24 protein-coding genes are annotated in these 24041 nt (G+C 57.9%); 18 read left to right on the top strand and 6 right to left on the bottom strand.

All coding sequences use genetic code 11. The annotated features are described in order from the left end of the window. Positions 1 to 143 precede the first annotated feature (143 nt). The 4 genes from groL to ppk2 all read left to right on the top strand — a co-directional run bounded on the left by groL (position 144) and on the right by ppk2 (position 3851). Positions 144 to 1790 carry a chaperonin GroEL gene (gene groL, locus A5774_RS05970; RefSeq protein WP_021352019.1) on the top strand — a complete coding sequence of 549 codons (1647 nt, stop codon included), beginning with the start codon at positions 144 to 146 and terminating at the stop codon, positions 1788 to 1790. A gap of 598 nt (positions 1791 to 2388) precedes the next feature. Further along, complete coding sequence (locus A5774_RS05965; RefSeq protein WP_023018423.1) at positions 2389 to 2586, top strand: hypothetical protein; 198 nt, start codon at positions 2389 to 2391, stop codon at positions 2584 to 2586. Positions 2587 to 2671: 85 nt separating this feature from the next. Then, a complete protein-coding gene (locus tag A5774_RS11840; RefSeq protein ID WP_023018422.1) occupies positions 2672 to 2794 on the top strand; it encodes a hypothetical protein in 123 nt (40 codons plus the stop codon). 157 nt (positions 2795 to 2951) lie between these two features. Then, entirely contained in the window at positions 2952 to 3851 is a 900-nt protein-coding gene (gene ppk2, locus A5774_RS05960; protein WP_021352022.1) for a polyphosphate kinase 2, read from the top strand. Positions 3852 to 3882: 31 nt separating this feature from the next. Here the strand turns inward: ppk2 and A5774_RS05955 are convergent, their stop codons facing one another. The 3 genes from A5774_RS05955 to A5774_RS05945 form a co-directional block, all read right to left on the bottom strand. Further along, positions 3883 to 4209, bottom strand: a complete 327-nt coding sequence (locus A5774_RS05955; RefSeq protein WP_064833814.1) for a rhodanese-like domain-containing protein — start codon at positions 4207 to 4209, stop codon at positions 3883 to 3885. A gap of 137 nt (positions 4210 to 4346) precedes the next feature. Continuing rightward, positions 4347 to 5081, bottom strand: a complete 735-nt coding sequence (locus A5774_RS05950; protein WP_231892365.1) for a hypothetical protein — start codon at positions 5079 to 5081, stop codon at positions 4347 to 4349. A 294-nt stretch (positions 5082 to 5375) separates the two neighbouring features. Continuing rightward, entirely contained in the window at positions 5376 to 5852 is a 477-nt protein-coding gene (locus A5774_RS05945) for an inorganic diphosphatase (RefSeq protein ID WP_018120783.1), read from the bottom strand. 174 nt (positions 5853 to 6026) lie between these two features. Here A5774_RS05945 and A5774_RS05940 point away from each other — a divergent pair, with 174 nt between their 5' ends. The 11 genes from A5774_RS05940 (at position 6027) to A5774_RS11685 (ending at position 16930) form a co-directional block, all read left to right on the top strand. Beyond that, positions 6027 to 7364, top strand: coding sequence for a D-alanyl-D-alanine carboxypeptidase/D-alanyl-D-alanine-endopeptidase (locus A5774_RS05940; RefSeq protein ID WP_021352025.1), 1338 nt, complete (start codon positions 6027 to 6029; stop codon positions 7362 to 7364). Positions 7365 to 7376: 12 nt separating this feature from the next. Next, positions 7377 to 8546, top strand: a complete 1170-nt coding sequence (gene tilS / locus A5774_RS05935) for a tRNA lysidine(34) synthetase TilS (RefSeq protein WP_082936123.1) — start codon at positions 7377 to 7379, stop codon at positions 8544 to 8546. A gap of 84 nt (positions 8547 to 8630) precedes the next feature. Continuing rightward, complete coding sequence (hpt, locus tag A5774_RS05930) at positions 8631 to 9242, top strand: hypoxanthine phosphoribosyltransferase (RefSeq protein ID WP_021352027.1); 612 nt, start codon at positions 8631 to 8633, stop codon at positions 9240 to 9242. A 49-nt stretch (positions 9243 to 9291) separates the two neighbouring features. After that, a complete protein-coding gene (ftsH, locus tag A5774_RS05925; RefSeq protein WP_082936122.1) occupies positions 9292 to 11631 on the top strand; it encodes an ATP-dependent zinc metalloprotease FtsH in 2340 nt (779 codons plus the stop codon). After that, the gene (folE, locus tag A5774_RS05920) at positions 11624 to 12220 is read left to right on the top strand and encodes a GTP cyclohydrolase I FolE (RefSeq protein ID WP_023018416.1); all 597 of its coding nucleotides are present in this window, start codon (positions 11624 to 11626) and stop codon (positions 12218 to 12220) included. The genes ftsH and folE overlap by 8 nt, the downstream gene beginning before the upstream one ends. Before the next feature lie 120 nt (positions 12221 to 12340). Next, the gene (gene folP, locus A5774_RS05915; RefSeq protein WP_064833841.1) at positions 12341 to 13144 is read left to right on the top strand and encodes a dihydropteroate synthase; all 804 of its coding nucleotides are present in this window, start codon (positions 12341 to 12343) and stop codon (positions 13142 to 13144) included. Between the two features lie 108 nt (positions 13145 to 13252). After that, complete coding sequence (gene folB / locus A5774_RS05910) at positions 13253 to 13603, top strand: dihydroneopterin aldolase (RefSeq protein WP_021352466.1); 351 nt, start codon at positions 13253 to 13255, stop codon at positions 13601 to 13603. A 2-nt stretch (positions 13604 to 13605) separates the two neighbouring features. Then, positions 13606 to 14124: a 2-amino-4-hydroxy-6-hydroxymethyldihydropteridine diphosphokinase gene (gene folK / locus A5774_RS05905; protein WP_064833839.1), complete on the top strand. Its 519-nt coding sequence runs from the start codon at positions 13606 to 13608 to the stop codon at positions 14122 to 14124. Positions 14125 to 14131: 7 nt separating this feature from the next. After that, positions 14132 to 14593 carry a DUF3180 domain-containing protein gene (locus A5774_RS05900; protein WP_021352464.1) on the top strand — a complete coding sequence of 154 codons (462 nt, stop codon included), beginning with the start codon at positions 14132 to 14134 and terminating at the stop codon, positions 14591 to 14593. A 14-nt stretch (positions 14594 to 14607) separates the two neighbouring features. Then, positions 14608 to 15861 (top strand): DUF6779 domain-containing protein, encoded by a 1254-nt coding sequence (locus A5774_RS05895; protein WP_064833810.1) that lies wholly within the window; start codon positions 14608 to 14610, stop codon positions 15859 to 15861. 100 nt (positions 15862 to 15961) lie between these two features. Continuing rightward, positions 15962 to 16930, top strand: a complete 969-nt coding sequence (locus A5774_RS11685; protein WP_064833808.1) for a pantoate--beta-alanine ligase — start codon at positions 15962 to 15964, stop codon at positions 16928 to 16930. Between the two features lie 4 nt (positions 16931 to 16934). Here the strand turns inward: A5774_RS11685 and A5774_RS05885 are convergent, their stop codons facing one another. Genes A5774_RS05885 through A5774_RS05875 form a run of 3 tightly spaced genes read right to left on the bottom strand, consistent with a single transcriptional unit; the run spans position 16935 to position 19931 of the window. Continuing rightward, entirely contained in the window at positions 16935 to 17933 is a 999-nt protein-coding gene (locus A5774_RS05885; RefSeq protein WP_082936120.1) for an ArsA family ATPase, read from the bottom strand. Next, complete coding sequence (locus tag A5774_RS05880) at positions 17924 to 18187, bottom strand: cory-CC-star protein (RefSeq protein WP_027018201.1); 264 nt, start codon at positions 18185 to 18187, stop codon at positions 17924 to 17926. Before A5774_RS05880 ends, A5774_RS05885 begins: the two co-directional genes overlap by 10 nt. A gap of 22 nt (positions 18188 to 18209) precedes the next feature. Continuing rightward, positions 18210 to 19931 (bottom strand): carbon starvation protein A, encoded by a 1722-nt coding sequence (locus tag A5774_RS05875; protein ID WP_064833806.1) that lies wholly within the window; start codon positions 19929 to 19931, stop codon positions 18210 to 18212. Between the two features lie 150 nt (positions 19932 to 20081). On the opposite strand from A5774_RS05875, the gene lysS reads away from it, so the two are divergent. From lysS to A5774_RS05860, 3 genes are all read left to right on the top strand, one after another. Continuing rightward, the gene (gene lysS, locus A5774_RS05870) at positions 20082 to 21698 is read left to right on the top strand and encodes a lysine--tRNA ligase (protein WP_064833835.1); all 1617 of its coding nucleotides are present in this window, start codon (positions 20082 to 20084) and stop codon (positions 21696 to 21698) included. Positions 21699 to 21742: 44 nt separating this feature from the next. Further along, the gene (locus A5774_RS05865) at positions 21743 to 23185 is read left to right on the top strand and encodes an MDR family MFS transporter (RefSeq protein WP_064833804.1); all 1443 of its coding nucleotides are present in this window, start codon (positions 21743 to 21745) and stop codon (positions 23183 to 23185) included. A gap of 38 nt (positions 23186 to 23223) precedes the next feature. Beyond that, on the top strand, positions 23224 to 24041 hold an 818-nt coding region (locus A5774_RS05860), incomplete at its 3' end, for an aldehyde dehydrogenase family protein (protein WP_156519558.1).

Genomic DNA, 24041 nt, shown 5'->3' with positions numbered 1-24041 from the left:
TAGTGGAGTGCTAAACCACTACTAATAGACCTATCACGCAGGTGAGAATGGTGCACACTCACACCATTCGTGCCGTCGCGGGCGCCTGGCGTGATCGTTACCGTGAGTGTTGTCCTTCACCAATAACAAGGAGCACATAACACATGGCAAAGCAGATCGCTTTTGACGAAGAAGCACGCCGTGGCCTAGAGCGCGGCCTGAACACGCTGGCCGACGCCGTCAAGGTCACCCTTGGACCAAAGGGACGCAACGTCGTTTTGGAAAAGTCCTGGGGCGCGCCGACGATCACCAACGATGGTGTCTCGATCGCTCGCGAAATTGAGCTGGATGAACCTTATGAAAAGATCGGCGCAGAGCTGGTCAAGGAAGTAGCCAAGAAGACTGACGACGTCGCCGGTGACGGCACGACCACCGCTACAGTGTTGGCGCAGTCGCTGGTGAAAGAAGGCCTGCGTAACGTTGCTGCTGGTTCCAACCCAATGGGAATCAAGCGCGGCATCGAAACCGCTACCAAGGCGGTTGTGGAACGTCTGCTGGAATCCGCCAAGGAAGTAGAAACCCAGGAGCAGATCGCGACCACCGCGGGGATTTCCGCAGCGGACCCTGCCATCGGCGAAAAGATCGCCGAAGCCATGTACACCGTAGGCAACGGCCAGGTGAACAAGGATTCCGTTATTACCGTCGAAGAATCCAACACCTTTGGCGTGGACCTTGAGGTCACCGAAGGTATGCGCTTCGATAAGGGCTATATCTCCGGTTACTTCGCTACCGACGTAGAGCGTGGCGAAGCTGTGCTGGAAGACCCATACATCCTGTTGGTTTCTGGCAAGATCTCTAATATTAAGGAATTGGTTGGCCTGCTGGAAAAGGTCATGCAGTCCAACAAACCACTGCTAATCATCGCCGAGGACGTTGAGGGTGAGGCTCTGTCCACGCTGGTGGTCAACAAGATCCGTGGCACCTTCAAGTCTGTGGCTGTGAAGGCGCCAGGCTTCGGTGACCGTCGCAAGGCCACCCTGCAGGACATGGCTATCCTGACCGGCGGCCAGGTTATCTCCGAAGAGGTCGGACTGTCCCTGGAGACCGCCGACATCGCTCAGTTGGGTACCGCACGGAAGGTTGTCGTCACCAAGGACGAGACCACCATCGTTCAGGGTGCTGGTGAGCAGGCACAGATCGACGGCCGCATTAAGCAGATCCGCGCGGAAATCGAGAACTCCGATTCCGATTACGACCGGGAGAAGCTGCAGGAGCGCCTGGCGAAGCTGTCCGGCGGCGTTGCCGTGCTGAAGGTCGGTGCTGCTACCGAGGTTGAGCTCAAGGAGCGCAAGCACCGTATCGAGGATGCTGTGCGTAACGCTAAAGCTGCCGTCGACGAAGGTATCGTTGCTGGTGGTGGCGTTGCCCTGCTGCAGGCCGCTTCCGCACTGGATGCACTGGACCTGACTGGCGACGAAGCCATTGGCGCCAAGATCGTCCGCGAAGCACTGTCTGCGCCACTGAAGCAGATCGCCTACAACTCTGGCCTGGAGCCAGGCGTGGTAGCGGATAAGGTTTCCCGCCTGAACCCAGGTGAGGGCTTGAACGCCGCTACCGGTGAGTATGTAGACCTGATGGCTGCTGGTATTAACGACCCAGTCAAGGTCACTCGCTCGGCTCTGCAGAACGCTGCGTCGATCGCAGCCCTGTTCTTGACCACCGAGGCCGTGGTTGCGGACAAGCCAGAACCAGCAGGTGCTGACGCTGCTGCTGGCGCTGACCCAATGGGTGGCATGGGCGGCATGATGTAAAACAGTCGCTGTTTAGACTGCTGCAAAATAGTCGCTGTTTAGACTGGCAACGAGCTAACGGTGTTAGCGCACCCCGGGCACGTTGTGTTTTGGGGTGTTGTTGTAGTCGAAATCGCGTAGGCGCCGTTTCCTGGGGAATCCAGGGAGCGGCGTTTTTGCGTGTCGGTTGGGTTTTGGATATCGGTTGGGTTTTTGGATCCTAGGGGGGGGTGCGTCACTGCCACCCCACCCATAATGGGGTAAGTCACAAGAAGTTAACGTTTGGTCGGAAAGCACTCGGGTTTATGATTTGGAACGTAAAGTGCTTGCGGTTGCTTGCTGGAAAGTTTCTGAAAATTGAATAAAATAGGCCTGTGGGCTGGGGTTTTGTTTTGGTTAGCGTTTCCTAGCGTTGTGGAGGTGTCGCTGGTTGTTGTGCAAATAAGCAGAGAAGGAAAAACTAATGGGTACAACACCTTTTTTGGGGGCCGTATAACCTGATCTGAAGCTTGACAATTTATCATTCTGTGACACAATGATTCTCATGACGCTCTGGGGCGTCGGGAAATTGAACATCCACCCCTGGGATTGCCGGGGAAATTCTCATGAGGAGAAATTCATGAACGTTGAAATGATTCAGGATCAGCTGAACAACGCAGTTACCTTCTTCAAGGCTTTCGAGAACATCAGCAAGGGCTTGGAATTCTTCTACACCCCACGGGCTGAAGGCAAAGAAGCTACCGGTATCTATGGAGCTATCAAGGGTGCCTTTGAGCCACTGAGCTCCAGCTCCTCGACCGCTCCAGCTGCTAAGTAATCATCTCACGGCCAAGCTGCCGGTAATTCTTGTGAGTGATTAACCATCACTCATTTCACTTCATATTTCTTCCAAGGAGATAAACATGAACACTCTTGTAGAGACTTCCTCCAACTTCGTTGAGATGTCCGTTAACTTCAAGGACATCTTCGGCGCTTTCAAGAACATCGTTGAAGGCTTCGAGGGCCTGGCGAAGCTGGCTAAGTAATCCCACAGGCTAGATAGCCACCAGGGTTAAGCTCTCTCTCCTATCCGGAGGGGGAGCTTTTTGCATGCCAGAGAAATTTGCAGTGAACAATGTGTAAAGACTTAGTGTTTATCCCAACACTTGCGACAGAAAACACACAGCGGGCTAGACTGGCACCATGGCAGCCGACATTGAAGACGATCTCCCCACCATCGACCTCGCAGAAACCGACGGCTACATCGTCGATGACTCCGACGAAGACGATCCCTCACTGATCACCCCCAGCGGCGAACCCGTCGACACGTGGCGGGAAAACTATCCGTATGACGAGCGCATGACGCGCGAAGAATACGAACGCACGAAACGCGCACTGCAGATCGAACTGCTGAAATTCCAAAATTGGACCAAAGAAACCGGCCAGCGCCACATCATCCTTTTCGAAGGCCGCGACGCCGCAGGTAAAGGCGGAACGATCAAACGCTTCAACGAGCACCTCAACCCCCGCGGCGCACGCACCGTCGCGCTCGAGAAGCCGTCGCCACGCGAATCCACCTCCTGGTACTTCCAGCGCTATATCCAACACTTCCCAGCCGGCGGCGAGATGGTATTTTTCGACCGCTCTTGGTACAACCGCTCCGGAGTGGAGCGCGTCATGGGCTTTTGCACCGAATCTCAACATGCCGAATTTCTGCGCGAAGTTCCGATGCTGGAAAACATGATCTTAGGATCCGGAATTTCACTGACGAAGTTCTGGTTCTCGGTGACGAAAAAAGAGCAGCGCACCCGGTTTGCCATCCGGCAAATTGACCCGGTGCGCCAATGGAAACTGTCGCCGATGGACTTGGCTTCCCTGGACAAATGGGATGATTACACCAACGCCAAGGAAGAACAATTCCGCTACACAGACACCGAAGAATCGCCCTGGATCACTATAAAATCTAACGATAAAAAGCGCGGGCGCATCAACGCCATGCGGTATCTGCTCTCCAAATTCGAATACACGAACAAAGACCACGACGTGGTCGGCGAACCAGACCCGCTGATCGTTCAACGCGGCCGCGATCAAATCGGGGATTAGCGAAGCGCCAGGGCGCTGACGCGGGAAAAATCTAACGTTCCATAGGAAGCTCGGCTTTTTTCCAGGCGAGCGTACCGCCAGCAACACTATAGGCAGTGGCACCGGTTGCCTGCGTTAGGTATTCGCAGGCCTTGGCAGAACGGCCACCGGACTTACAAATGATGTAGACATCCTGGTCAGTGTTGATTTGGCTGGCAAACTCTGCGAACTTGCTCAAAGGAAAGTTCACCGTGCCGATGGCATGCCCTGCGGCATATTCGTCGCGTTCACGCACATCGACAAATTGCGCGTTGGCAGGAACCTCGTGCACAGAAACTTCGTTGACAGTTACTTCTTGCTTGTTGCCTTCGTTGCTCATGACACCAGCCTAGTGTGAAAAACTTGTTCTCGCGGTGCAACCGTGCGGTTACCGCCGGGCGCAGGTACCGGGCGCGGATTGGTGGTGCGGACGGTTGCCACTGCGGGTGGCCTGGCAGTGTTCGAGCCCGCGCCGGCTCAGTCCCACAACCGATGCCACAACCATGGTGGGCGCGCAAACGGGCGCTTGCGCTTGGCAATGGCCCGCACATGTTCCGCCACGAACTTCGGGTAATGGCTAATCGTCGTCGCAGTGTAATGCAGCGGCATCCATCCGCGATGGACGGCATCGTTGAGTTTGTGGCGGTCCAACTCAAACTGGCGGCGGTTTTCCGCATGGTGATAGGCAAAGCCGTCGACTTCGATGGCGATTTTGTAGTCCTCGAGTACCAGATCCCAGTGGTAAGGGCCGATCTTTACGTTATTTCGGACTGTGAAATACTGCTCTAGGGCGCGAGTGAGTTGACGTTCCGGCACGCTATCGGTGCCGATAATAGCGTCATCGAGAGCGCGTTTGACTTGGTGCGGGAAACGCCGGAATTCCTGTTTGTGCGCGTGCAATCTCCGGCGCCCGTCCTTGCCGGAGTAAAAGGCTTCCAGGAAGGCGACGGCGTCGTCATGCGGCATTGCTTCCACGGCTTGTAAAGGGTTGCAAATATTGACGCCGTCCCAGGTGAGCGCACCTTTCGGGAGGGCGCGTCGAGACCTAAAATAGCTGCTTGCGGGCAGCGACGATTCACGCAGGAACTCCAACGGGAAACTCAACGGTTGGTCGAGGTGTTTGCAGGCAGCCGACGTGCCGTCGAGTGCGCAGTCCGGCCACTGTTCGCTCATGATGCGCGCGAGTTGTTCCGGCGTGGGCTTGCCAGACAAGTAAAGCCCGTTGGCGATGCGGATCGCGCCGTGCCGTGCCGCTTTTTGGCCGGCATTCCTCCCCCGAAAAATGTGCACTCGTATTCCCCCGAAAGCTTGTGAATTTGTGTTTTTGGTGCATTTTTACAAATAGTGGGCCTGAAACCTCCGATTTTCGCGGCCTATTTGTAAAAATGCACCAAACTCACGAATCAGGCCGCACGAAACGCACGAGCCGCACCCCACACGCCCCCCCCCCGAAGCACGCTCACGCGCGGCTCGCACCACCCCATGCTGGCTACAACAAGCTACAACCTAGCCCTTGTAACGCTCCAGCGCCTCAGCGTGGATCTTTTCTGCCTCAGCCTTGTCGCCCCAACCGGAACCGGTGACTTCCTTGTTTGGCTCCAGGTCCTTGTAACGGGTGAAGAAGTGCTCGATCTCGTCCTTGGTGTGCTGGTCGACGTCGTCAATGTCCTGGATGTGCGCCCAGCGTGGGTCGTCGACCACGGCCAGCAGTTTGTCGTCGCCACCGGCTTCGTCGGTCATCTTGAATACGCCGACGATGCGCGATTCCACAACCACGCCCGGGAACACTGGCTCTGGCAGGATGACCAGCGCATCCAACGGGTCGCCGTCTTCGCCGAGGGTGTGGTCGATGAAGCCGTAGTCAGCCGGGTAGGCCATTGGGGTGAACAGGTAGCGGTCCAGGTAGACCTTGCCCGATTCGTGGTCGATCTCGTATTTGTTGCGGGAACCGCGTGGGATTTCAATGGTTACTTCAACGCTCATTGCATCCACCTTTCCTGGTGCGAGTTAGTGAGAATTCAACGGTCATCTTCAATCACTTCTGCAGCCGGCGTGCTTGCCAGCTGGCGGGGTCAGTGATTGCAGTCGTTTGCACAGTTTACCTGCCTTGGCCAGCCGGGCGGGTGTCGTGCGGTATCCGCGCTAGAATCGAACGCCATGAAAGTTTTCTGGTGGGTATCGGTAGTAGTCGCCGTCGTTGTTGTTGCTGCTACGGCGACGGTCGGTGTGGCTTACCACCAGGCTTATAGCGAGGTGGAATCTGCGCCGGCCTATGAGCTCGCCCCTGCGGAGCTGCCGGTTACGCCCGTTGACCCTGCGCTTGCCGACGCCAACGGCAACGCCAGCCCTGCCGCTGGTTTTCAACCACCGGCGATTGCTGGTTCGGTGGGCGCGTCCGTGTTTGATTTAAACAGCCAGCACTTGGTTTATGAGCACAATGCACAGCAGCAGTTTGTGCCTGCTTCGTCTACGAAGGTACTCACCGCGACTGCTGCGTTGGCCACTATGGACCTGGATAAGCGCCTGCACACGGTGATTGAGCAGGACGGCGGGCGCGTGGTGATTCGTGCTGCCGGTGATGTGTGGCTGGATGATGCTGATTTGGATGCCGCTGCGGCGGTGATTGGCCAGGCCGATTCCGTGGAGATCGACACCAGTTTGTGGGATGGGCCCACGCAGGCGGAGGGTTGGGATCCGGCGAATGTTGCCGAAGGTTATATTGCCCCGATGGAACCAGCCATGTTGCATGGAGCACGCATTGGGGCGACTACCGGTGACGTGCCGCGTTCAACCTCCCCGGCGTTTGACGTTGCCCAGGCGTTGGCGGATCGGGTTGGGGCAACCCAGGTGGGCATTCACGACGGCGCGCCGTCGATGCCGGAGGTTGCCGTGATGAAATCACCGATCTTGCGCGAGCGGCTGGAGTTGATGATTAAGCACTCCGATAACGTCATGGCAGAGGCCATCGGCCGCGAAATAGCCATTGCTCGTGGTAAACAACCGGCGACGTTTGCGGATGCTACCTCTGCTACTTTGCAGGTTTTGAGTGAAATTGGCGTGGATGTCACAGGTGCAGCTCTGCGGGATAATTCTGGTTTGTCTTCGGATAATCGCTTGACCCCGGCGACGTTGCTGCAGTGTTTGCAGGTGGCGGCCCGTGGTTCGGGTGCGGATGTGGCCGAAACTACCGACGCTGCATTTACTACCGACGCTGCAGCGGCGGATTCTGGAAGCGTTGGGGATTTACGTAGTTTGTTGGATTTGCTTCCCGTCGCTGGTGGTGATGGCACGCTGGACGATCGTTACGCTGAGCTTTCTGCACGTGGTTATGCGCGGGCAAAAACCGGCACTTTGACTGATACTTCGGCGCTGGTGGGTATTGTCACAGGAAAGTCTGGGCATACTTATGCCTACAGTTTGTTGGTGAATGATGCCCCCATTTTGCCTGCTCGGGCGCAATTGGATGAATTCGTTTCTGCTTTGCGTGAGCATTAGGTGGGGGAGAATATGCGTGACGACGGCACACGATCGCACGACGGCACAAGATTGGAGGGCAGAGTTGCGCCTTTTTGGCCCAGGCGGTCTCCGCATTTTCTGCAGGTGCGCACTGCGCTGCGGGGCGCTGTTCAGCGCTGGAGGGACGAGCACGGGGGAAACAAACACTGGGCGGATAAACACGGCACGGACGAGCGCTGGGCGGACGAGCATGGGGGCGCCAAGTTTGTCATCGCAGTCAGCGGCGGCCCCGATTCGCTGGCTTTAGCGGCCGCCGCGGCGGCTGAAAAACTCCCGGCACACGTCGTGAGTATTGATCACGGTTTGCAGGACAGCTCCCGCGCGGTCAGCGAAGGCGCCATTGGCCAGGTTGGTCAGTGGGGTCTGAGCGGGCAAGTGGTTTCTGTGCGCGTGGTCGGCGAACCGTTGGAAGCCGCCGCACGTCATGCTCGCTATCAGGCTTTGGGCGATCTCGCAGGCGACCGCCCAATTTTGCTGGCGCATACTGGCGATGACCAAGCAGAAACATTGCTGCTCGGCTTGCTGCGTGGCAAGGCTAGCGCAATGGGGGAGGTGTCTGATTATCAAGGGCACACGTTGCTGCGCCCGCTGCTGGGGATCCGCCGTGCCCACACGGTTGGTGCGTGCCGGGAACTCGGGGTTGCTGCGTGGAATGACCCGCACAACACTGACGAGGCTTTTCGTCGCGTCGCTATTCGTCGGCAAGTGCTTCCGTTGTTGGATCAGATTATCGGCGGCGATGCCACGGCTCCGTTGGTGCGTGCAGCCGAGTTGTTGCGGGAGGATGACGACTACTTGCACACACTTACGCCGAAGCTCGAACGTGCAACGGCTGCCACAGAGCAATGCACTGAGCCAGCTACGCAACCAGCCACTAAGCCCTCCACGGAGCCAGCCACCCAGCAACCGCCGGCTCTGGAAATCGCCGAGCTAGGCCCTCCACCACTGGCGCGCCGGGCTATCGCGAAGTTTTTGCAGCAGCATGGGGCGCGAGTCAGCGCGAGCACATTAGAGGCTAGTATTGCGTTCATCCATGACTGGCATGGGCAAGGTGCTGTTTCTGTTGGCAACGGGTTGGAACTGGCACGCCAAGCTGGCAAACTGGTGCTATTACACAGCTCGCTTGGCGACGACAGCCAGCCGTCGGCAAGCAGTACGTGATACAACAACTTCATGAAAGCCACAGCGCTTCCCGCGCTAGGCGCTTAACACGCTCAACCGCACAGCCTCACCGAAAGGCCAACCATGGCAGATCACACTCACACCACGGTGGAAAAATCCGTCGACGATAAATTCTACGACGTCCCGGAAAATCGCTACGGCCGCGATGTTGAATCGGTGCTGATCAGCGAAGAAGAAATCAAACAACGCATCAAGGCACTGGCGGACAAGGTGTCCAAAGACTACGCGGGCAACGATTTGCTGCTGGTGTGCGTGCTGAAGGGTGCAGCGGTGTTCTTGACCGATTTCGCCCGTGAGCTTTCCATCCCGAGTGAGATGGAATTTATGGCGGTGTCCTCCTACGGCAACTCGACGACGTCGTCTGGCGTGGTGCGGATCTTGAAAGATCTGGATCGCGACATTGAAGGCAAGGACGTGTTGATCGTCGAGGACATCATCGATTCTGGCTTGACGCTGTCCTGGCTGGTGCGCAACCTGCGTAACCGGAACCCGAAGTCGCTGAACGTGATCACACTGTTGCGCAAGCCGGAGGTCGTCACCGCGAAGTTGGATCTGTACGACGTGGGCTTCGACATCCCGAACGAATTTGTCATCGGTTACGGACTGGATTACGCGGAAAGCTACCGCGACTTGCCTTATGTTGGCACGCTGCACCCGGACGTTTATTCGTCGTAATCGCACCTGGCACACCATTGTCATTGTGTACTGCTCGTAAATAGGATTCATGAAAAACAAACGCATTATTCAAATCGGAGCCGGCGCGGCCGTGCTTTTGATGCTGTTGTTCACCGTTACTCGGCTGAGCGACGATACCCGTCACTTCCTCGATGTGGAGACTTCGCTTGCGCTGGAGCAGCTGCAGGACGAAAACGTCGAGAAGGCACAGATCGACGACCGTGAGCAAACGCTGCGCCTGGAGCTGCGCGAGCCGATCACTGTGGACGAGCAAGAAGGTGTCGATTCCCTCATTGCCCAGTACCCAGCACGTTCGGCCCCTGAGGTTTTTGGCGCGGTGCAAGACGGCAAAGTCGACGAATACGACACGAACGTCACCAGCGACAGCTTCTTGATGAGCATGCTTTCGTTCATGCTGCCGATGCTGCTGCTGTTTGGTTTGCTGTTTTTCTTCCTCACACGCATGCAAAAAGGCAGCATGTTGGGCATTGGCGGCAACAAGGCCAAAGAGCTCACCAAAGATATGCCCACCAACACTTTCCAGGATGTGGCGGGTGCCGACGAAGCCGTCGACGAGTTGCACGAGATCAAGGATTTCTTGGAAGACCCCACCCGCTACCACGAACTGGGGGCGAAGATCCCGCGCGGCGTGCTGCTGTATGGCCCGCCGGGCACCGGTAAAACCTTGCTGGCACGGGCTGTTGCCGGTGAGGCCGGGGTGCCGTTTTATACGATTTCGGGCTCGGATTTCGTGGAAATGTTCGTCGGCGTGGGTGCTTCCCGCGTGCGCGATTTGTTCAAAACTGCGAAAGAAAATTCGCCGTGCATCATCTTTATTGACGAGATTGACGCCGTGGGACGCCAGCGTGGTTCTGGCACCGGCGGCGGGCACGATGAGCGTGAGCAAACGTTGAACCAGATGTTGGTGGAGATGGATGGTTTCGGCGACCGCGAAGGCGTGATTTTGATCGCTGCGACTAACCGTCCGGACATTCTGGACCCGGCCTTGTTGCGTCCAGGCCGTTTCGACCGGCAGATTCCGGTAACCCCGCCGGATTTGAAGGGACGCGAGGCGATCCTGCGTGTGCACTCTGAAGGCAAACCGTTGGCTAAGCACGTCGACGTGACGCAGTTGGCTAAGCGTACCGCGGGCATGTCTGGTGCAGATTTGGCGAACGTGCTTAACGAGGCCGCGCTGCTGACCGCGCGTATCGGCGGCAACGTGATTACTGCCGATGCTTTGGAAGAAGCCACCGATCGCGTGGTGGGTGGGCCGCGTCGTTCCTCCAAGGTGATTTCCGAACATGAAAAGAAGGTCACCGCTTACCACGAAGGTGGCCATACGCTGGCTGCTTGGGCGTTGCGCGATATTGAGCGCGTGTACAAAGTGACCATCTTGGCACGTGGGCGCACCGGTGGGCACGCGATGACCGCGCAAGAAGACGACAAGGGCATGTACAACCGCGAAGAAATGTTCGCGCGCTTGGTTTTCGCCATGGGCGGACGCGCAGCGGAAGAGCTGGTGTTCGGCACCCCGACGACGGGCGCATCCAGCGATATTGAACAAGCAACCAAGATTGCTCGCGCCATGATCACCGAATATGGTTTCTCGCCGGCGCTGGGCACAGTGAAATATGGCGAAGAACAAGGCGATCCGTTCTCGGGGCGTGGCGGCGGTGGCACCTCGGGCTATTCCGAGCAGGTCGCGCAGACCATCGACCAGGAGCTGCAATTCCTGTTGGATAACGCGCACCGTAAGGCTTATTCGATTTTGTCTGAGCACCGCGGCTACCTGGATAAGCTCGCGTTGCAACTGCTGGAAAAAGAAACTTTGCGTCGGCCGGACCTGGAAGCCATTTTCGACGGCATCGACCCGCAGCGGGTCGACATCTTCGATACCGACGTGCGCTTCCCGCAGCAGGCTGGTTTCGAGCCGGTGAAAACCCCAGCGGAATTAGCAAAAGAGCGTGGTGAGGAACCGCCGAAGCGCTTGTCTTTGTTGGAGGCTTCGCTGCTGGCTCGTCAGCGTCGACAGCAAGCACAAGCGCAAGCGCAAAAAGGTGGCAACGCCACCGGTGCAGGCGCGGGGTCTGGTGAGCATTCTATTGAAGAAGGCGAGATCGGTTTGATCTTTGGCGAAAACAACGCCGTGGGTGTGACCGGCTTACCGAAGCTGGAAGAGATCCAGGCGCTCGAGGAGCTAGAAGCTGCAGCGGATAAGCAAACCGAAAAGCAGGCGGAAACGCCGGAGCAGAAGGCAGAGTCCAACACGGGGTCAGAGGATTCCGAGCAGAGCGGAAAGCACCGGAAAGCCGAACAAAACGAGACCGCACGCGGCACCGAGACGCGTAAGGAAAATCAACACAACGGGGACCACTACGATGACTAACGCTGAAACCACCGGCGCCTCCGGCAATTTTGATCAAGAACGCGCAGAAGCCGCCGTACGCGAGTTGTTAATTGCAGTTGGTGAAGATCCCGACCGCGAAGGCTTGCGCGATACTCCGGCTCGTGTTGCCCGCGCTTATAAGGAATCCTTTGCTGGCCTGCACGAAGACCCAACTTCTGTGTTGGAACGGACGTTCTCGGAGGATCACCAAGAACTAGTGTTGGTGCGCGATATTCCGATCTATTCCACCTGCGAGCACCATCTTGTGCCGTTTTTCGGCACCGTGCACATTGGCTATATCCCTGGGCGCAACGGTGATGTCACCGGCTTGTCCAAGCTCGCGCGCCTGGCGGATTTATATGCGAAACGCCCGCAGGTACAAGAACGCTTGACCAGCCAAATCGCTGATGCGTTGATGGAAAAACTGCAGGCGCAATCTGTCATTGTCGTCATTGAATGTGAACACCTCTGCATGGCGATGCGCGGGATTCGTAAGCCCGGTGCAGTGACCACAACTTCGGCGGTACGCGGCGGGTTCCGTGTGAACGCATCGTCGCGCGCAGAAGTGATGAGTCTTATTAGGAGTTAAACGGCGAATATGAATACCCCGGAGACCTCGCAAAATCTGGCCCAGCCTTCGCCGATCCGCCCGCCGGCGTTGGTACTGCCGAATAATCAAGAAGTTGGTCGCCGGGCTCGTTGCCAAATCATGGGCATTGTGAATGTCACTGATGATTCCTTTTCTGATGGCGGGCAGTACAACACTGTCGACCGCGCCGTCGAACATGCTCACCGGCTGATTCACCAGGGCGCTGACATCATTGATGTGGGGGGAGAATCCACGCGCCCAGGGGCCACGCGGGTAGATCCGGAGCAAGAAAGACAACGCATTACCCCGGTGATTCGGGAACTGGCTGCCGCGGGTATTGTGACCTCGATCGATACCATGCGCGCAGTCACCGCAGAAGCGGCCGTGGAGGCAGGCGTATCCATGATCAACGATGTTTCCGGTGGCATGGCGGACCCGCACATGTACCGCGTGATGGCGGAATCCGGATTGCCGGTGTGCCTGATGCATTGGCAAACACTGCAATTTGGTGATGCCAGCGGCGAGCACGACGGTGACGTGGTCGCGGACGTGCACTCGAGCCTGGATCAGCTTGTTGACAATGCTCTGGAAGCCGGGGTAGCGGAGCACAATATTGCGCTGGACCCAGGGTTGGGGTTCGCGAAATCGGCCGAAGACAACTGGGCGCTGCTGCACTCGCTGCGCAGTTTTACCGACGGGCGGTTCCCCATTTTGGTGGGGGCTTCGCGTAAGCGCTTCCTCGCTGCTATTCGTGGGGCGCGCGGGCTGGAATCTGGCCCGCAGTTGGCGGATCCAGCCACAGCCGCTGTGACTGCACTTTCGGCGCAAGCCGGGGCATGGGCTGTGCGTGTGCACGAGGTTGCGGTATCGCGGGATTCCGTCGACGTGGCCTACGCCTGGCAGACTGGTGGCCAGAAAACCTAGATACGCAGAACTGCCAAAAATAAAACCGCCAAAAAGCAAAACACCGAAAAGTAACACCGTCAAAAAGTAAACGACCAGCGAGCAGCAAAACGGGAAGGTAGCACTGGGATGGACCGGATCGAACTGAAAGGCGTGGAATGCTACGGCTACCACGGCGTGCTGGAAGAAGAGCGTCGGCACGGGCAAACTTTTTTTGTGGATTTGACGTGCTGGCTGGATTTTTCCCAGGCCACGCAGCTGGACGATACCGTCAATTACGCAGAGTTGGCGCAGCTGGCACACGATATTGTTACCGGTGAGCCGGAAGACTTGATCGAAACAGTTGCTTATCGCATCGCGAACCAGGCATTAGCTGACTATGAACAGCTCGCAGCCATCGAGGTCACCGTGCACAAGCCGGATGCCCCGATCCCGCTGCCGTTCCGGGATGTTGCCGTAGTAGCAAGGAAGCGCCGATGAGCATTACCGCAGTATTATCTATCGGTTCCAACATGGCGGATTCTCGCGAGCTGTTAGATTCTGTCTACCGTGACTTCGCTGAGCAAGGGCAGTTACGCGCGGCCTCGTCGATTTACCGCACCCCGGCCTGGGGAGTAACAGACCAGCCGGATTTCCTGAATGCCATTTTGTTGGTCCAGGTCGACCAAACGCCGCTGGAGTTGTTGCACCGCGGCCAGAAATTGGAAAATGCGGGCGGTCGAGTTCGAGTGCAAAAGTGGGGGCCGCGCACCCTGGACGTCGATATTATTGCCGCGTGGGAAGGTGCTGCGTCGGCTGCCACAGAAACTACGCACATCACCAGTGATACCGAGGAATTGCGCTTGCCGCACCCGTACGCTCATCAGCGTGCCTTTGTGCTGCAACCCTGGCTGGAGATTGATCCGGACGCTGTGCTGGGAGGTCGTCGGGTAGCGGAACTGGTAGAACAGCTTGCCGATGAAGACAAAGCCGGCATTACCCGTGGCGAGGCATTCCGGTGATCGGGCTATGAAAACCACCTCGATTCCATGGTTAGTAGCGAGCGGGGGATTCGCGGCTGCCTGTACCGCGATTGTCGCCTGGCAACTGTATGGTCGCCTGCCCGCGGTGCCACTGTTAGTTGCGGTGTCGTTGTGGGCGATGGTTTTGGTGTGCGTGATGCTGGGCCGTCGGGTGTCGAAATCCCGGGACGACCACGGCATTGGCCTGGACCGCAGCCAACTTGATCCTCTCACTGCCGCGCGTTACTTAGTTTTCGGGCAGGCTTCGGCCTGGACCGGCGCGATTCTGGGCGGGGGCTATGCCGGAATTGCGAGTTATGTGATCCCAAAATCTGGGGAATTGCTCGCCGCACGTGAGGATTTACCGGTGGTGGTTGCCGCGGCCTTGGGCGGTCTGGCGTTAGCTGCAGCCGGGGCCTATCTGGAGCGAGCCTGCCAAACCCCGATGCCACCGAAAGCAAGTTTTTAGCTAAAGTGAACCCCATGGAGCAGGAGAACTCGTCGAACACCGCTCATAGTGGACCTAGTCAGGTTGATCGTGGCCAAGTGGGCGTGATCGTGCTGATTGTGCTGGCGGTCATCGCGACCGTCGTTATGCTGCTGTCGAATTCCGAGGTGGCGCTGCGCCTGGCGCTGTTGGCGTCGTTGTGGTCTGCAGTCATTGGGTTTTTCCTGGTTACGCGTTACCGTCGGCAGGCGCAATCTGCTGAGCAGCGCGTGGCAGATCATGAGCGCTTTATGCGCCAACAGCAGGAATCGGCAGAAGGCGCAGTTTCTGGTCTTCCGGCGCAGCAAACGCGTGCCGACGGCAGCACCGGGGTTGATGCTGAGCGTTTTGAGGAAATGTGGGCGTCTATCCGCGCCGAGCTGACGGTGATTCGCACGCACCTGGAAGAGCTGCAGGAGCGCGAGTTCGGTTATGAGCCCGCTGCACTGCAGGCAGAGGCGCGCCGGATCCGGGAGTTGGAACAGCAGACTGACCGGGCTGGCTCTGAATTTGCTGGTTCTGAGTTTGCTAGTTCTGCGTTTTCCTACCAGCAGCCTGGTGGCCAATACAGCGGTGGGGTTGGCTTCGCATCTGGTTCTGGTGTTCCGAGCCAGGACGCTATTGCCGGAAAGCTGGGGAGCCAGCCGAGCCAGCCGCAGCCGAACCCGTTGTCTGCTCTGATTAGCGAGCGGGAGCAGGAAAAACGCCAGCAGCAGGCCCGCCAGCAGACTGCGAAGCAAGCATCTAAACCGGCACATAATCCGGCGGATCAGCAGACAGAAAAACACAAGCCAGCTGCGAAGCCGCAAGCAAGTGCAGGGAAAGCTGCGAGTGTAGCGGCGGAGCCGAAGCGCAGTGCAGCCAAGCAGCACGACGCTGCGCGTACCTCAGATCCGGTTTTTGATACCTCTCGCTTCCACGCGGTGCGCTGGGATTCGGTCGGGGAAGAACGCAAGGAGAGCGCAAGTCAGAACACCAGTCAGAGAACGTCGGCAGCGAAATCCGAGCGGGAGCAGTCCGCGGCTACTAGCGCGCGTACTACCACTGCATCGACTAACACCGCGCGAACTACCACTGTGCGGGACGATTCCAACAAACAGGGCGCCGGTTCACACGCCGCACCACAGCAGCCCCAGGTGGCGGCTAACGAGCAGCGCAACGATGATGAATCGCGCACGCGCCGTCGCCGCCGGGACGAAAACACCGGTGGTATTTCTGTGGCTGAATTGCTCAAGCGCTCTACGAAATAGGCCGGATAAGAAATAGCCTGGGCAAGAAAAGGCCGGGTAAGAACTAGCCTTGGCGAAAAAATTAATCTCGGCAAGGAACAAAACGACAGGTAGATCAGTTATGAGTTTTGCTTTCGGGCAAGCTACGCACTTTCACCTCGCGGATATCGCGAGGTTTTCGCGTGTCATGCAGAAAACTGGGAAATCTCTCCACCTGGTGGTGTTGGGCCAAGACATTCACGCGGGACACCGGATGTTGTTGCGTACCGCGCAGCAACTCGGCGTTGTGGTGGCGGCAGTTGAGCTGCCTCATGTTGACACTGTTGACGCTGGTGACACTGCCGAGACGGTTGACGTTGCCCCTGGTGCTGTTGAAACGACCACTGGTGCTGCCGACGCTGCCCCTGGCGCGCAGGCGCACGAAACAAACCAAGGAGCGCCATCCCGGCAGCTGAACCCGGCGCTCATGGATGTTTTGCGCGAAGCTGGCGTCGACGCCGTCGTCCCGTACACTCGTGAGCCTGGTGAAAAAGATAGTCTTTGGCCGCAGGGGCTGCGCACACAGATCACTCCGCCGGAAGGGCTCGAAGACAGCGCCGCATTGGCCGAGGCCTTGACTGTGCATTTGAGCTTGCTGCATGCCGTAGCCCCAGACAGCATCATTGGGGGGGAAAAAGATTATGAATTTTTGTTGCGTCTGCAGCAGGCAATAACTGACCTGCATCTGGCAGTAAAAGTGCAGGGGGTGCCGACGGTGCGCATGCCGGACGGCTTGGCGATGAGCTTGCGTAATACCGAAATTCCTGTGGAGCACAGAGAAAAAGCTGTGGCGCTATCGGCGGCGCTGACTGCCGGGGCGCATGTGGCGGAACGGGGAGCACAAGTCGTGCTCGAAACCGCGCAGGATGTGTTGGATGCCGCCGGGGTGCAGCCGGATTATCTGGAACTACGTGCCCGCGATTTCGGCCCGGCGCCACAGGAAGGCGATGCGCGCTTGCTGGTGGCAGCAACTTTTGGTGGGGTGCGGCTGATCGACAACGTCGGCGTGCCTGTCGGGATTGGCTTCCGTAACTTGGATGGGGATAACTAGCCAACTAGCTGCGTCCCAGGTGCGCAGCAATTTCTGCCAAGGCAGCCGGGGTACCGACCTCTGAATCTAGCAGTGGCACTTCCGTCACGCGCACCTGCGGCAACCGGCGGTGCAGATCGTCTAATGCGGCATCTTCCAGGCGACGTCGGTTCGCCAAAAATTCGCCTTGATCCGCCGGTGAGCGCCGGTTTACCACCGCGCCACCAACGCGAATCCCAGTTTTCGCCAGCTCTGCATACAGTTCCGCGGTTTCCAAAACCGGCACCTTCTCTGCTGTGAGCACCAAATAAAACACTGATTGTTGCTGCAGAGCATCCCGCAGACGGGCAAACCTTTGCTGGCGTTTGTGCAAGATGGAGCGCAGCTCCTGGTTGCGGCGGTCCACTGCGTCGGTGGCAGTGTGTTTTGGGTCCATCCCACGGATCAGCTCCGAAAACCGTTCTGATTTCTCCCGCCGGTTCATCAGCCCCTGGGTCCAGGCGTTCATCAATTCCGGCATCGCTAATAGCCGTGAAGTGTGCCCAGACGGTGCGGTATCGAAAATCAGGAAATCATGGTCGGAATCTTCCACTACCTGCGCGATCGCCTCCACCATTGCGGCTTCGTGCGTGCCCGGCGAATTACGCGCCAGGTCCAAATGTTTGGCCACTTCGCCGTGTAGGCGCTCTGGCATCATCCGTCGCATGGTGGCTTCCACCTGCGCGATGTGCGCTTTGGTGGTGGCTGCTGGATCCAGTTCCAGCAGGTGCAGGTTTGCACTTGCTTGTGCAGTTACACCGCGCGCGCCGACGGCTTGCTCCCACATATGCCCCAGGTTGTGCGCTGGGTCGGTGGAGACCAATTGCACGGAATAGCCATCTTCTGCCAACCCGAGGGCTACTGCGGAAGCAATCGTGGACTTGCCGACGCCACCCTTGCCGCCGAAAAACACGATGTGGGGCGCATCTGGGTTAGCGTCCGCCGGGCTGTCGTCGGCAAGCGCTTTGATTTGCTCTAACAACACTGGATCTCCTCCAAAGGCGAGCGCAGCATCCCCATCCGGCGGTGCCAGGCATGGAAATCTTCGTAAATGATGGGCAATAATTCCAGCGTATAAAAGCTGGCCGGGTTGGGAATGCCGAGGGCCTCGGACATCACCAGCAGCTGGAACAGGTCATCTTCTTCCTGCCGTGCGCGCGCAAACGTGGCCCGGTACGGCGCGGAATAATATTCGTTTAAGCCCTGCCCGAAGGCTTTTAGCTTGTCGACGATAGACATGACGCGTAGCTTTCGCCCCCGGTTATTTCCCGCGTTTGATGGCTTGCACTTGCGGTAGTGGAGCATCCGTGTCTTCGTCGGTCCAGACCACCTTCGGGGTGTTTTGCGCGCGCCGGTAGGCGGCGGTGGCTTCGATGACCACCCAGATTGCGCAGACCAGGATGACGACGTCGATCAGCACGAGCAGCCAGTTGCCATCGGAGATGAATGTGCCCAGTTGCGAGATAGCAGCCCACAGGGAAGCGACCATGACGAAGATAGCCGGCACAACCACCAGCCAGGACGGGCGGCGAAGGTGCGCCAGGATGATGGCGATGATCGACAGCGACAACGCCGCCATGATCTGGTTGGTGGTGCCGAACAGCGGCCACAGTGTCATTCCGCCGGAGCCGTCGGCACCTGCGGAGAAGGTCAGGACTAGTGCGATGCCCACGGCAATGATCGTCGCGGAGAACGCTTTCAGGCGAATGCCCGCAACCTCAGCGATTTCCTGCACCACCAGGCGCTGCAGGCGCACGCCGGTGTCCATGGTGGTTGCGGCAAACAGCACGGCCATCGTCGCCAAGATCGTCGTGGAGATGCCTACCGGGATGCCTAAGCCAGCGTTAACGATGTTGGTGCCGCCGTCGACGAAAGCGTTGATGCCGCCTTCGTTGAACGCGTTGTAGATTTCTTCCCATTCAGCCAGGCTCTGGAAACCAGCAGAAACTGCGATGATGGTGCCCAACGCCAACAGGCCTTCGCCGACGGCTCCGAAGTAGCCCACGAAGCGGGAATCGGTTTCTTTTTCCAGCTGCTTGGACGAGGTGCCGGAGGAGACCATGCCGTGGAATCCGGAAATGGCGCCACAGGCGATGGTCACAAACAGCAGTGGCCACATCGATGGGGTGCCTTCCGGCACGTTGCTGTTCAGCTGCGGTGCGACGATGGACGGTGCGGAGAGCAACATGGAGCCGTAGAGAATACCCAGGGCGATAAACAGTTGCAGACCGTTGATGTAGTCGCGTGGTTGTAGCAAGATCCACACCGGCAGCAGTGAGGCGATGGCGGCGTAGATGAACAACAGGATGATCCACACGCCGTTGGCTGGGATGCCCCAGACGGTTTCTGGGAGCGCGATAGGGAAGCGCTCACCGAGCAGCACCAGCGCGTAGAGCGCGATGACACCGAGGATGGATACCACCGGCAGGTTCCATTGCATGCGGTAGACGGCTTGGCCGATGAGCAGGGCGACGACGATGGCGCCCCAGGTTGGGATCACTGCAGAGGGGTTTGCGATGAGCAGGTTGGAGATCACCACGGCGAAGGCGGCCACGACCATCAGCAACAGCAGGAAGATGACGACGAGGAACAGGTTGCGCCCGCGTTTGCCGATATAACGGCCGGACAGCGTGCCGATGGATTGGCCGCGGTGGCGCTGGGAAGCCCACAAAATGCCCATATCGTGCATGCCTGCTATGAAAATCGTGCCCAGGGTGACCCACAAGAATGCCGGTAGCCACCCCCAAATGATCGCCACGGCCGGGCCGACAATGGGGGCAGCGCCAGCGACGGAGGTGAAGTGGTGGCCCCACAGCACGAATTTGTTCGTTGGCACGTAGTCCACGCCGTCGTTCATGGCATGTGCGGGGGTTTTATAGCGATCGGAAAGTTGGAAGATTTTCTTCCCGAGGAATTTTGCATAGATGAGGTATCCACCGATGATCATCGCGAGGCCGATGACAACTAAGTACAGTGAGTTCATCGTTGTAGTCTCCGTAGTCTCCTACTGGGCAGTCTCCTGCTTGGCTGAAAGTGTGGCGTATCACAGTAATTTTTGCATGAGAACACAGAAACGTTGTCATTGGGCTGCCTGGCTTATCGTTTGTGGTGTTTTTCGACTACCCTGGGCCGGGTGAGTCAGCAGAAAAATTCCCCCGATGCCCCTGATAGCCTGCCGGAACAGTTGCGTATCCGGCGGGAAAAGCGCCAACGCTTACTCGACCGTGGTGACCAGGCCTACCCGGTTGCGGTTAAGCGCACTATGAGCCTTGCCGAATTGCGCAGGGCTTATGTTGTGGTGAAACCGGAGGACACCGATACCGACGCTGCACCGGCTGCGCCAGAACAGCTAGTCACCCGCGAGAATGGCGTGACCTATATTCAGCCGGGTGGCGATTCTGGCGATGAAGTTGCCATCGCTGGTCGCCTGCTGTTCAAGCGCGATACTGGCAAGTTGTGCTTCGCCACCCTGCAAGATGGTGATGGCACCCAGGTGCAGGCGATGTTGTCTTTGGCAGAAGTTGGCAAGGAAGCGCTGGATCAGTGGAAAGCCGACGTCGATATGGGCGATTTCGTCGCGGTGCAGGGCAAGGTCATTTCTTCCCGGCGTGGCGAGCTGTCCGTGTTTGTAAATTCCTGGCAGATGGCGTCGAAGTCGATTCGTCCGCTGCCGGTGTCGTTTGCAGAGATGGCGGAAGATACTCGGGTGCGTCAGCGCTATAACGACCTGATTGTGCGCAAGGAAGCCCGCGAGAATGCGATGACCCGCATCAAGGTGATTCGTGCGCTGCGTAATTATTTGGAAGGCGAAGATTTCGTTGAGATTGAAACCCCAATGCTGCAGACTATCCACGGTGGTGCTGCTGCGCGTCCGTTCGTGACGCACTCTAATGCGTTGGATTTGGACTTGTACCTGCGTATCGCGCCGGAGTTGTTCTTGAAGCGCGCCGTCGTTGGTGGCATCGATCGCGTTTTTGAGATCAACCGTAACTTCCGCAACGAGGGCATTGACCGCTCGCACTCACCGGAATTTGCGATGTTGGAGACCTACCAAGCTTGGGGCGACTACAACACTGGTGCGACGATGATTCGCGAGGCTGTCCAGCACATTGCCCAGGAAGTTTTCGGTTCGCAGGTAGTTACGCTTGCCGACGGCACCGAGTACGATCTGTCCGGCGAGTGGCCAGAAATCGAAATGTACCCGTCTTTGAACGAGGCCTTGGCCCGCAAATTCCCGGGCCAGCCAGAGGTCACGGTGGATTCCACCGTCGACGAGCTGCTGGCAATTGCCGACGTCATTGGCTTGAAGGTTCCGAAGGATGGCGGTTGGCAGCACGGCAAACTGGTGGAAGAAATCTGGGAGTTGTTGTGTGAGGATCAGCTGTATGGGCCGATCTTTGTCAAGGACTTCCCGGTAGAAACCTCGCCGTTGACTCGTGATCACCGTTCGAAGCCGAAGGTCACGGAAAAGTGGGACCTGTATGTGCGTGGATTCGAGCTGGCAACTGGCTATTCTGAGTTGATTGACCCGGTGATCCAGCGCGAGCGTTTCGAAGACCAAGCGCGTTTGGCTGCCGGTGGTGATGAGGAAGCCATGGTGCTGGATGAGGAATTCCTGGCGGCCATGGAACAAGGTATGCCGCCGACAGCTGGTACCGGCATGGGTATCGACCGTTTGTTGATGGCGCTGACTGGCTTGGGCATTCGTGAAACCGTCCTGTTCCCGATTGTGAAACCGGAACAAAGCTAAGCGAAAAATAATACTGGTTCGGAGGGATCGAGGTCCGCAACGATATGAGTGAAAACCGAGTTAATGCACAACCGGAAAAGATCCCGCCGGACGTCGTCGCCGTGTTGGCGGTGCTAGTGGCCGCAGCAACCGTCATGATCTTGAATGAGACCTCGTTGTCGGTTGCACTGCCTGCGGTTATGCAAGATTTTGCTATTAATGCCGCCAGCGCACAGTGGTTGATCACGGCGTTCATGCTAACCATGGCCGTGGTCATTCCGACTACTGGTTTTTTGATTCAGCGGTTTAGCACCCGGCAAGTTTTCTTTGCCTCGGTGGGGCTGTTTATTCTTGGCACGATCATGGGCGCGGTGGCGCCGGTATTTGCGGTGTTGTTGCTGGCCCGCATTGTGCAAGCCGCCGGTACCGCTTTGATTGTGCCACTGTTGATGACGGTGATGCTGCAGCTGGTGCCGCTAGAGCGTCGGGGCACCGTTATGGGTTTTATTGGTGTGGTGATTGCGGTGGCACCGGCGACTGGCCCGACCGTCGGCGGCGTGATCTTAGAGGCTTTTACCTGGCACGCTATTTTTCTGTGCATGCTGCCGCTGCTGGTAGGCGTGCTGTTGCTGGGGGCGAAGCTGTTGACGAACGTCGGGGAGAACACCGGGCAACCGATTGATCTGCTTTCTGTTGCGTTATCGGTGGTGGCGTTCGGGGGCATTGTCTATTCGCTGTCTTCTTTAGAAACTGCGCTGGATACCGGCGAAAACGTTGGTCTGCTCGTCGGGCTATTGGTGGTCGCGGTTATTGCACTGCTGGTTTTCGGCGTGCGGCAGGTGCGTTTGGGCGCGAAGGGCCGGGCTTTGTTGGATCTGCGGCCGTTTCGGATCCGTAATTTCACTCTGTCAGTGTTTATCGCGTTGTTTTCTTTTGCGGTGCTGATCGGCACCGTCACCATGCTGCCGATTTTCGTGCAAAACGGTTTGGGCGATGGTGCGCGTACTGCCGGTTTGATCGTGTTGCCGGGCGGGGTGTTGCAGGCAGTGATGTCGCCGATTATTGGGCGTATTTATGATTCGGTGGGACCAAAGCCGATCATGATTCCCGGAGCTTTCTTGATGGCAGCCGGTACGTGGTTGTTCAGCACCATCGGCACTGATTCTCAGAGCTGGCAGTTGGTCATTTTCCATGTGGTTTTCGCTTTTGGTTTTGGCCTGTTGATGACGCCGATGATGACCACCGCGCTGAGTTCATTGACGGGGGAGCTTTACAGCCACGGTTCGGCGATCTTGACGACACTGCAGCAATTGGCTGCTGCCGCCGGTACCGCGTTGTTGATGGTGGTGTTGACTCGGGGTACCGAGTCTGGCTTGGGTGCTGGGCTGGCGGAAGCGGCTGCGACGGCCGAGGGTGTGCGGGCAGCATTTGTGGTGGCTGCGGTGATGGTCACGGCGATGGTTCCGGTGACATTTTTTATCCGCAGCCCACGCACAGCGGTTGCGTAATGTGAGCTAAACTGCACAACCCCGCGTAGAGTGTGAGTATGAGCTTCGATTACGCACCGTATACTGAATTGATCAATAACTTGCCTACCAAAATTTGGTTGGGCAGCGAGCAAGTTGCCGGGGTCGGCGGCGCTTATTCTGAGGTGGAAGATCCGGCCACGGGCCAGGTGTTAGCGCAGGTCTCTGATGCTGATTCCACGCAGTGGATGAAGGCTTTGGATCTTGCCGACGCCGTCCAGGACACCTGGGCGAAGGATTTCACTGCTCGTCAGCGTGCGGACGTGCTGATGGATATTTATGCCGCTGTGCAGGACCGTGCCGAGGATTTTGCCACGGTGATGACCTTGGAAATGGGCAAGACTTTCGCCGAAGCGAAAGGTGAGGTCGGTTATGGTTCGGAGTACTTGCGTTGGTTTGCGGAAGAAGCCGTGCGTATCGACGGCCACTATGGCAAGTCCCCGTCTGGTGCTGGCACTATCCGCGTTACCCATACGCCGGTGGGCCCGTGCTTGGCGGTGACCCCGTGGAATTTCCCATTCGCTATGGCCACGCGCAAGATTGCTCCGGCACTGGCGGCGGGCTGCACCATGATCGTGAAACCGGCCAAGGAAACCCCGTTGACGATGCTGTTGCTCGGTGAGGTCATCGCCGAGGTTTTCGCTAAGCACAACGTTCCGAGCGGTGTGCTCTCTATTGTGCCGACGACGAAGTCTTCCGCTATGTCGCGTGAGTTGATGGCGGATGCTCGTCTGCGCAAGGTCACCTTCACTGGTTCCACTGGCGTCGGCAAGATTTTGGTGGAGCAATCGGCGAAGAACCTGCAGCGCACTTCGATGGAGCTGGGCGGTAACGCGCC

This window comes from Corynebacterium sp. EPI-003-04-2554_SCH2473622 (assembly GCF_001665955.1).
Taxonomy (GTDB): Bacteria; Actinomycetota; Actinomycetes; order Mycobacteriales; family Mycobacteriaceae; genus Corynebacterium; species Corynebacterium pseudodiphtheriticum.
The sequence above is the reverse complement of the archived record's forward strand: the minus strand, read 5'-3'. Positions and strand labels throughout refer to the sequence as shown.

Excerpts from the sequence above, each read along its gene's own strand:
- groL (WP_021352019.1), top strand. The coding sequence starts at position 144 with ATGGCAAAGCAGATCGCTTTTGACGAAGAAGCACGCCGTGGCCTAGAG.
- A5774_RS05965 (WP_023018423.1), top strand. The coding sequence starts at position 2,389 with ATGAACGTTGAAATGATTCAGGATCAGCTGAACAACGCAGTTACCTTC.
- A5774_RS11840 (WP_023018422.1), top strand. The coding sequence starts at position 2,672 with ATGAACACTCTTGTAGAGACTTCCTCCAACTTCGTTGAGATGTCCGTT.
- ppk2 (WP_021352022.1), top strand. The coding sequence starts at position 2,952 with ATGGCAGCCGACATTGAAGACGATCTCCCCACCATCGACCTCGCAGAA.
- A5774_RS05955 (WP_064833814.1), bottom strand. The coding sequence starts at position 4,209 with ATGAGCAACGAAGGCAACAAGCAAGAAGTAACTGTCAACGAAGTTTCT.
- A5774_RS05945 (WP_018120783.1), bottom strand. The coding sequence starts at position 5,852 with ATGAGCGTTGAAGTAACCATTGAAATCCCACGCGGTTCCCGCAACAAA.
- A5774_RS05940 (WP_021352025.1), top strand. The coding sequence starts at position 6,027 with ATGAAAGTTTTCTGGTGGGTATCGGTAGTAGTCGCCGTCGTTGTTGTT.
- tilS (WP_082936123.1), top strand. The coding sequence starts at position 7,377 with ATGCGTGACGACGGCACACGATCGCACGACGGCACAAGATTGGAGGGC.
- hpt (WP_021352027.1), top strand. The coding sequence starts at position 8,631 with ATGGCAGATCACACTCACACCACGGTGGAAAAATCCGTCGACGATAAA.
- ftsH (WP_082936122.1), top strand. The coding sequence starts at position 9,292 with ATGAAAAACAAACGCATTATTCAAATCGGAGCCGGCGCGGCCGTGCTT.
- folE (WP_023018416.1), top strand. The coding sequence starts at position 11,624 with ATGACTAACGCTGAAACCACCGGCGCCTCCGGCAATTTTGATCAAGAA.
- folP (WP_064833841.1), top strand. The coding sequence starts at position 12,341 with ATGGGCATTGTGAATGTCACTGATGATTCCTTTTCTGATGGCGGGCAG.
- folB (WP_021352466.1), top strand. The coding sequence starts at position 13,253 with ATGGACCGGATCGAACTGAAAGGCGTGGAATGCTACGGCTACCACGGC.
- A5774_RS05900 (WP_021352464.1), top strand. The coding sequence starts at position 14,132 with ATGAAAACCACCTCGATTCCATGGTTAGTAGCGAGCGGGGGATTCGCG.
- A5774_RS05895 (WP_064833810.1), top strand. The coding sequence starts at position 14,608 with ATGGAGCAGGAGAACTCGTCGAACACCGCTCATAGTGGACCTAGTCAG.
- A5774_RS11685 (WP_064833808.1), top strand. The coding sequence starts at position 15,962 with ATGAGTTTTGCTTTCGGGCAAGCTACGCACTTTCACCTCGCGGATATC.
- A5774_RS05880 (WP_027018201.1), bottom strand. The coding sequence starts at position 18,187 with ATGTCTATCGTCGACAAGCTAAAAGCCTTCGGGCAGGGCTTAAACGAA.
- A5774_RS05875 (WP_064833806.1), bottom strand. The coding sequence starts at position 19,931 with ATGAACTCACTGTACTTAGTTGTCATCGGCCTCGCGATGATCATCGGT.
- A5774_RS05865 (WP_064833804.1), top strand. The coding sequence starts at position 21,743 with ATGAGTGAAAACCGAGTTAATGCACAACCGGAAAAGATCCCGCCGGAC.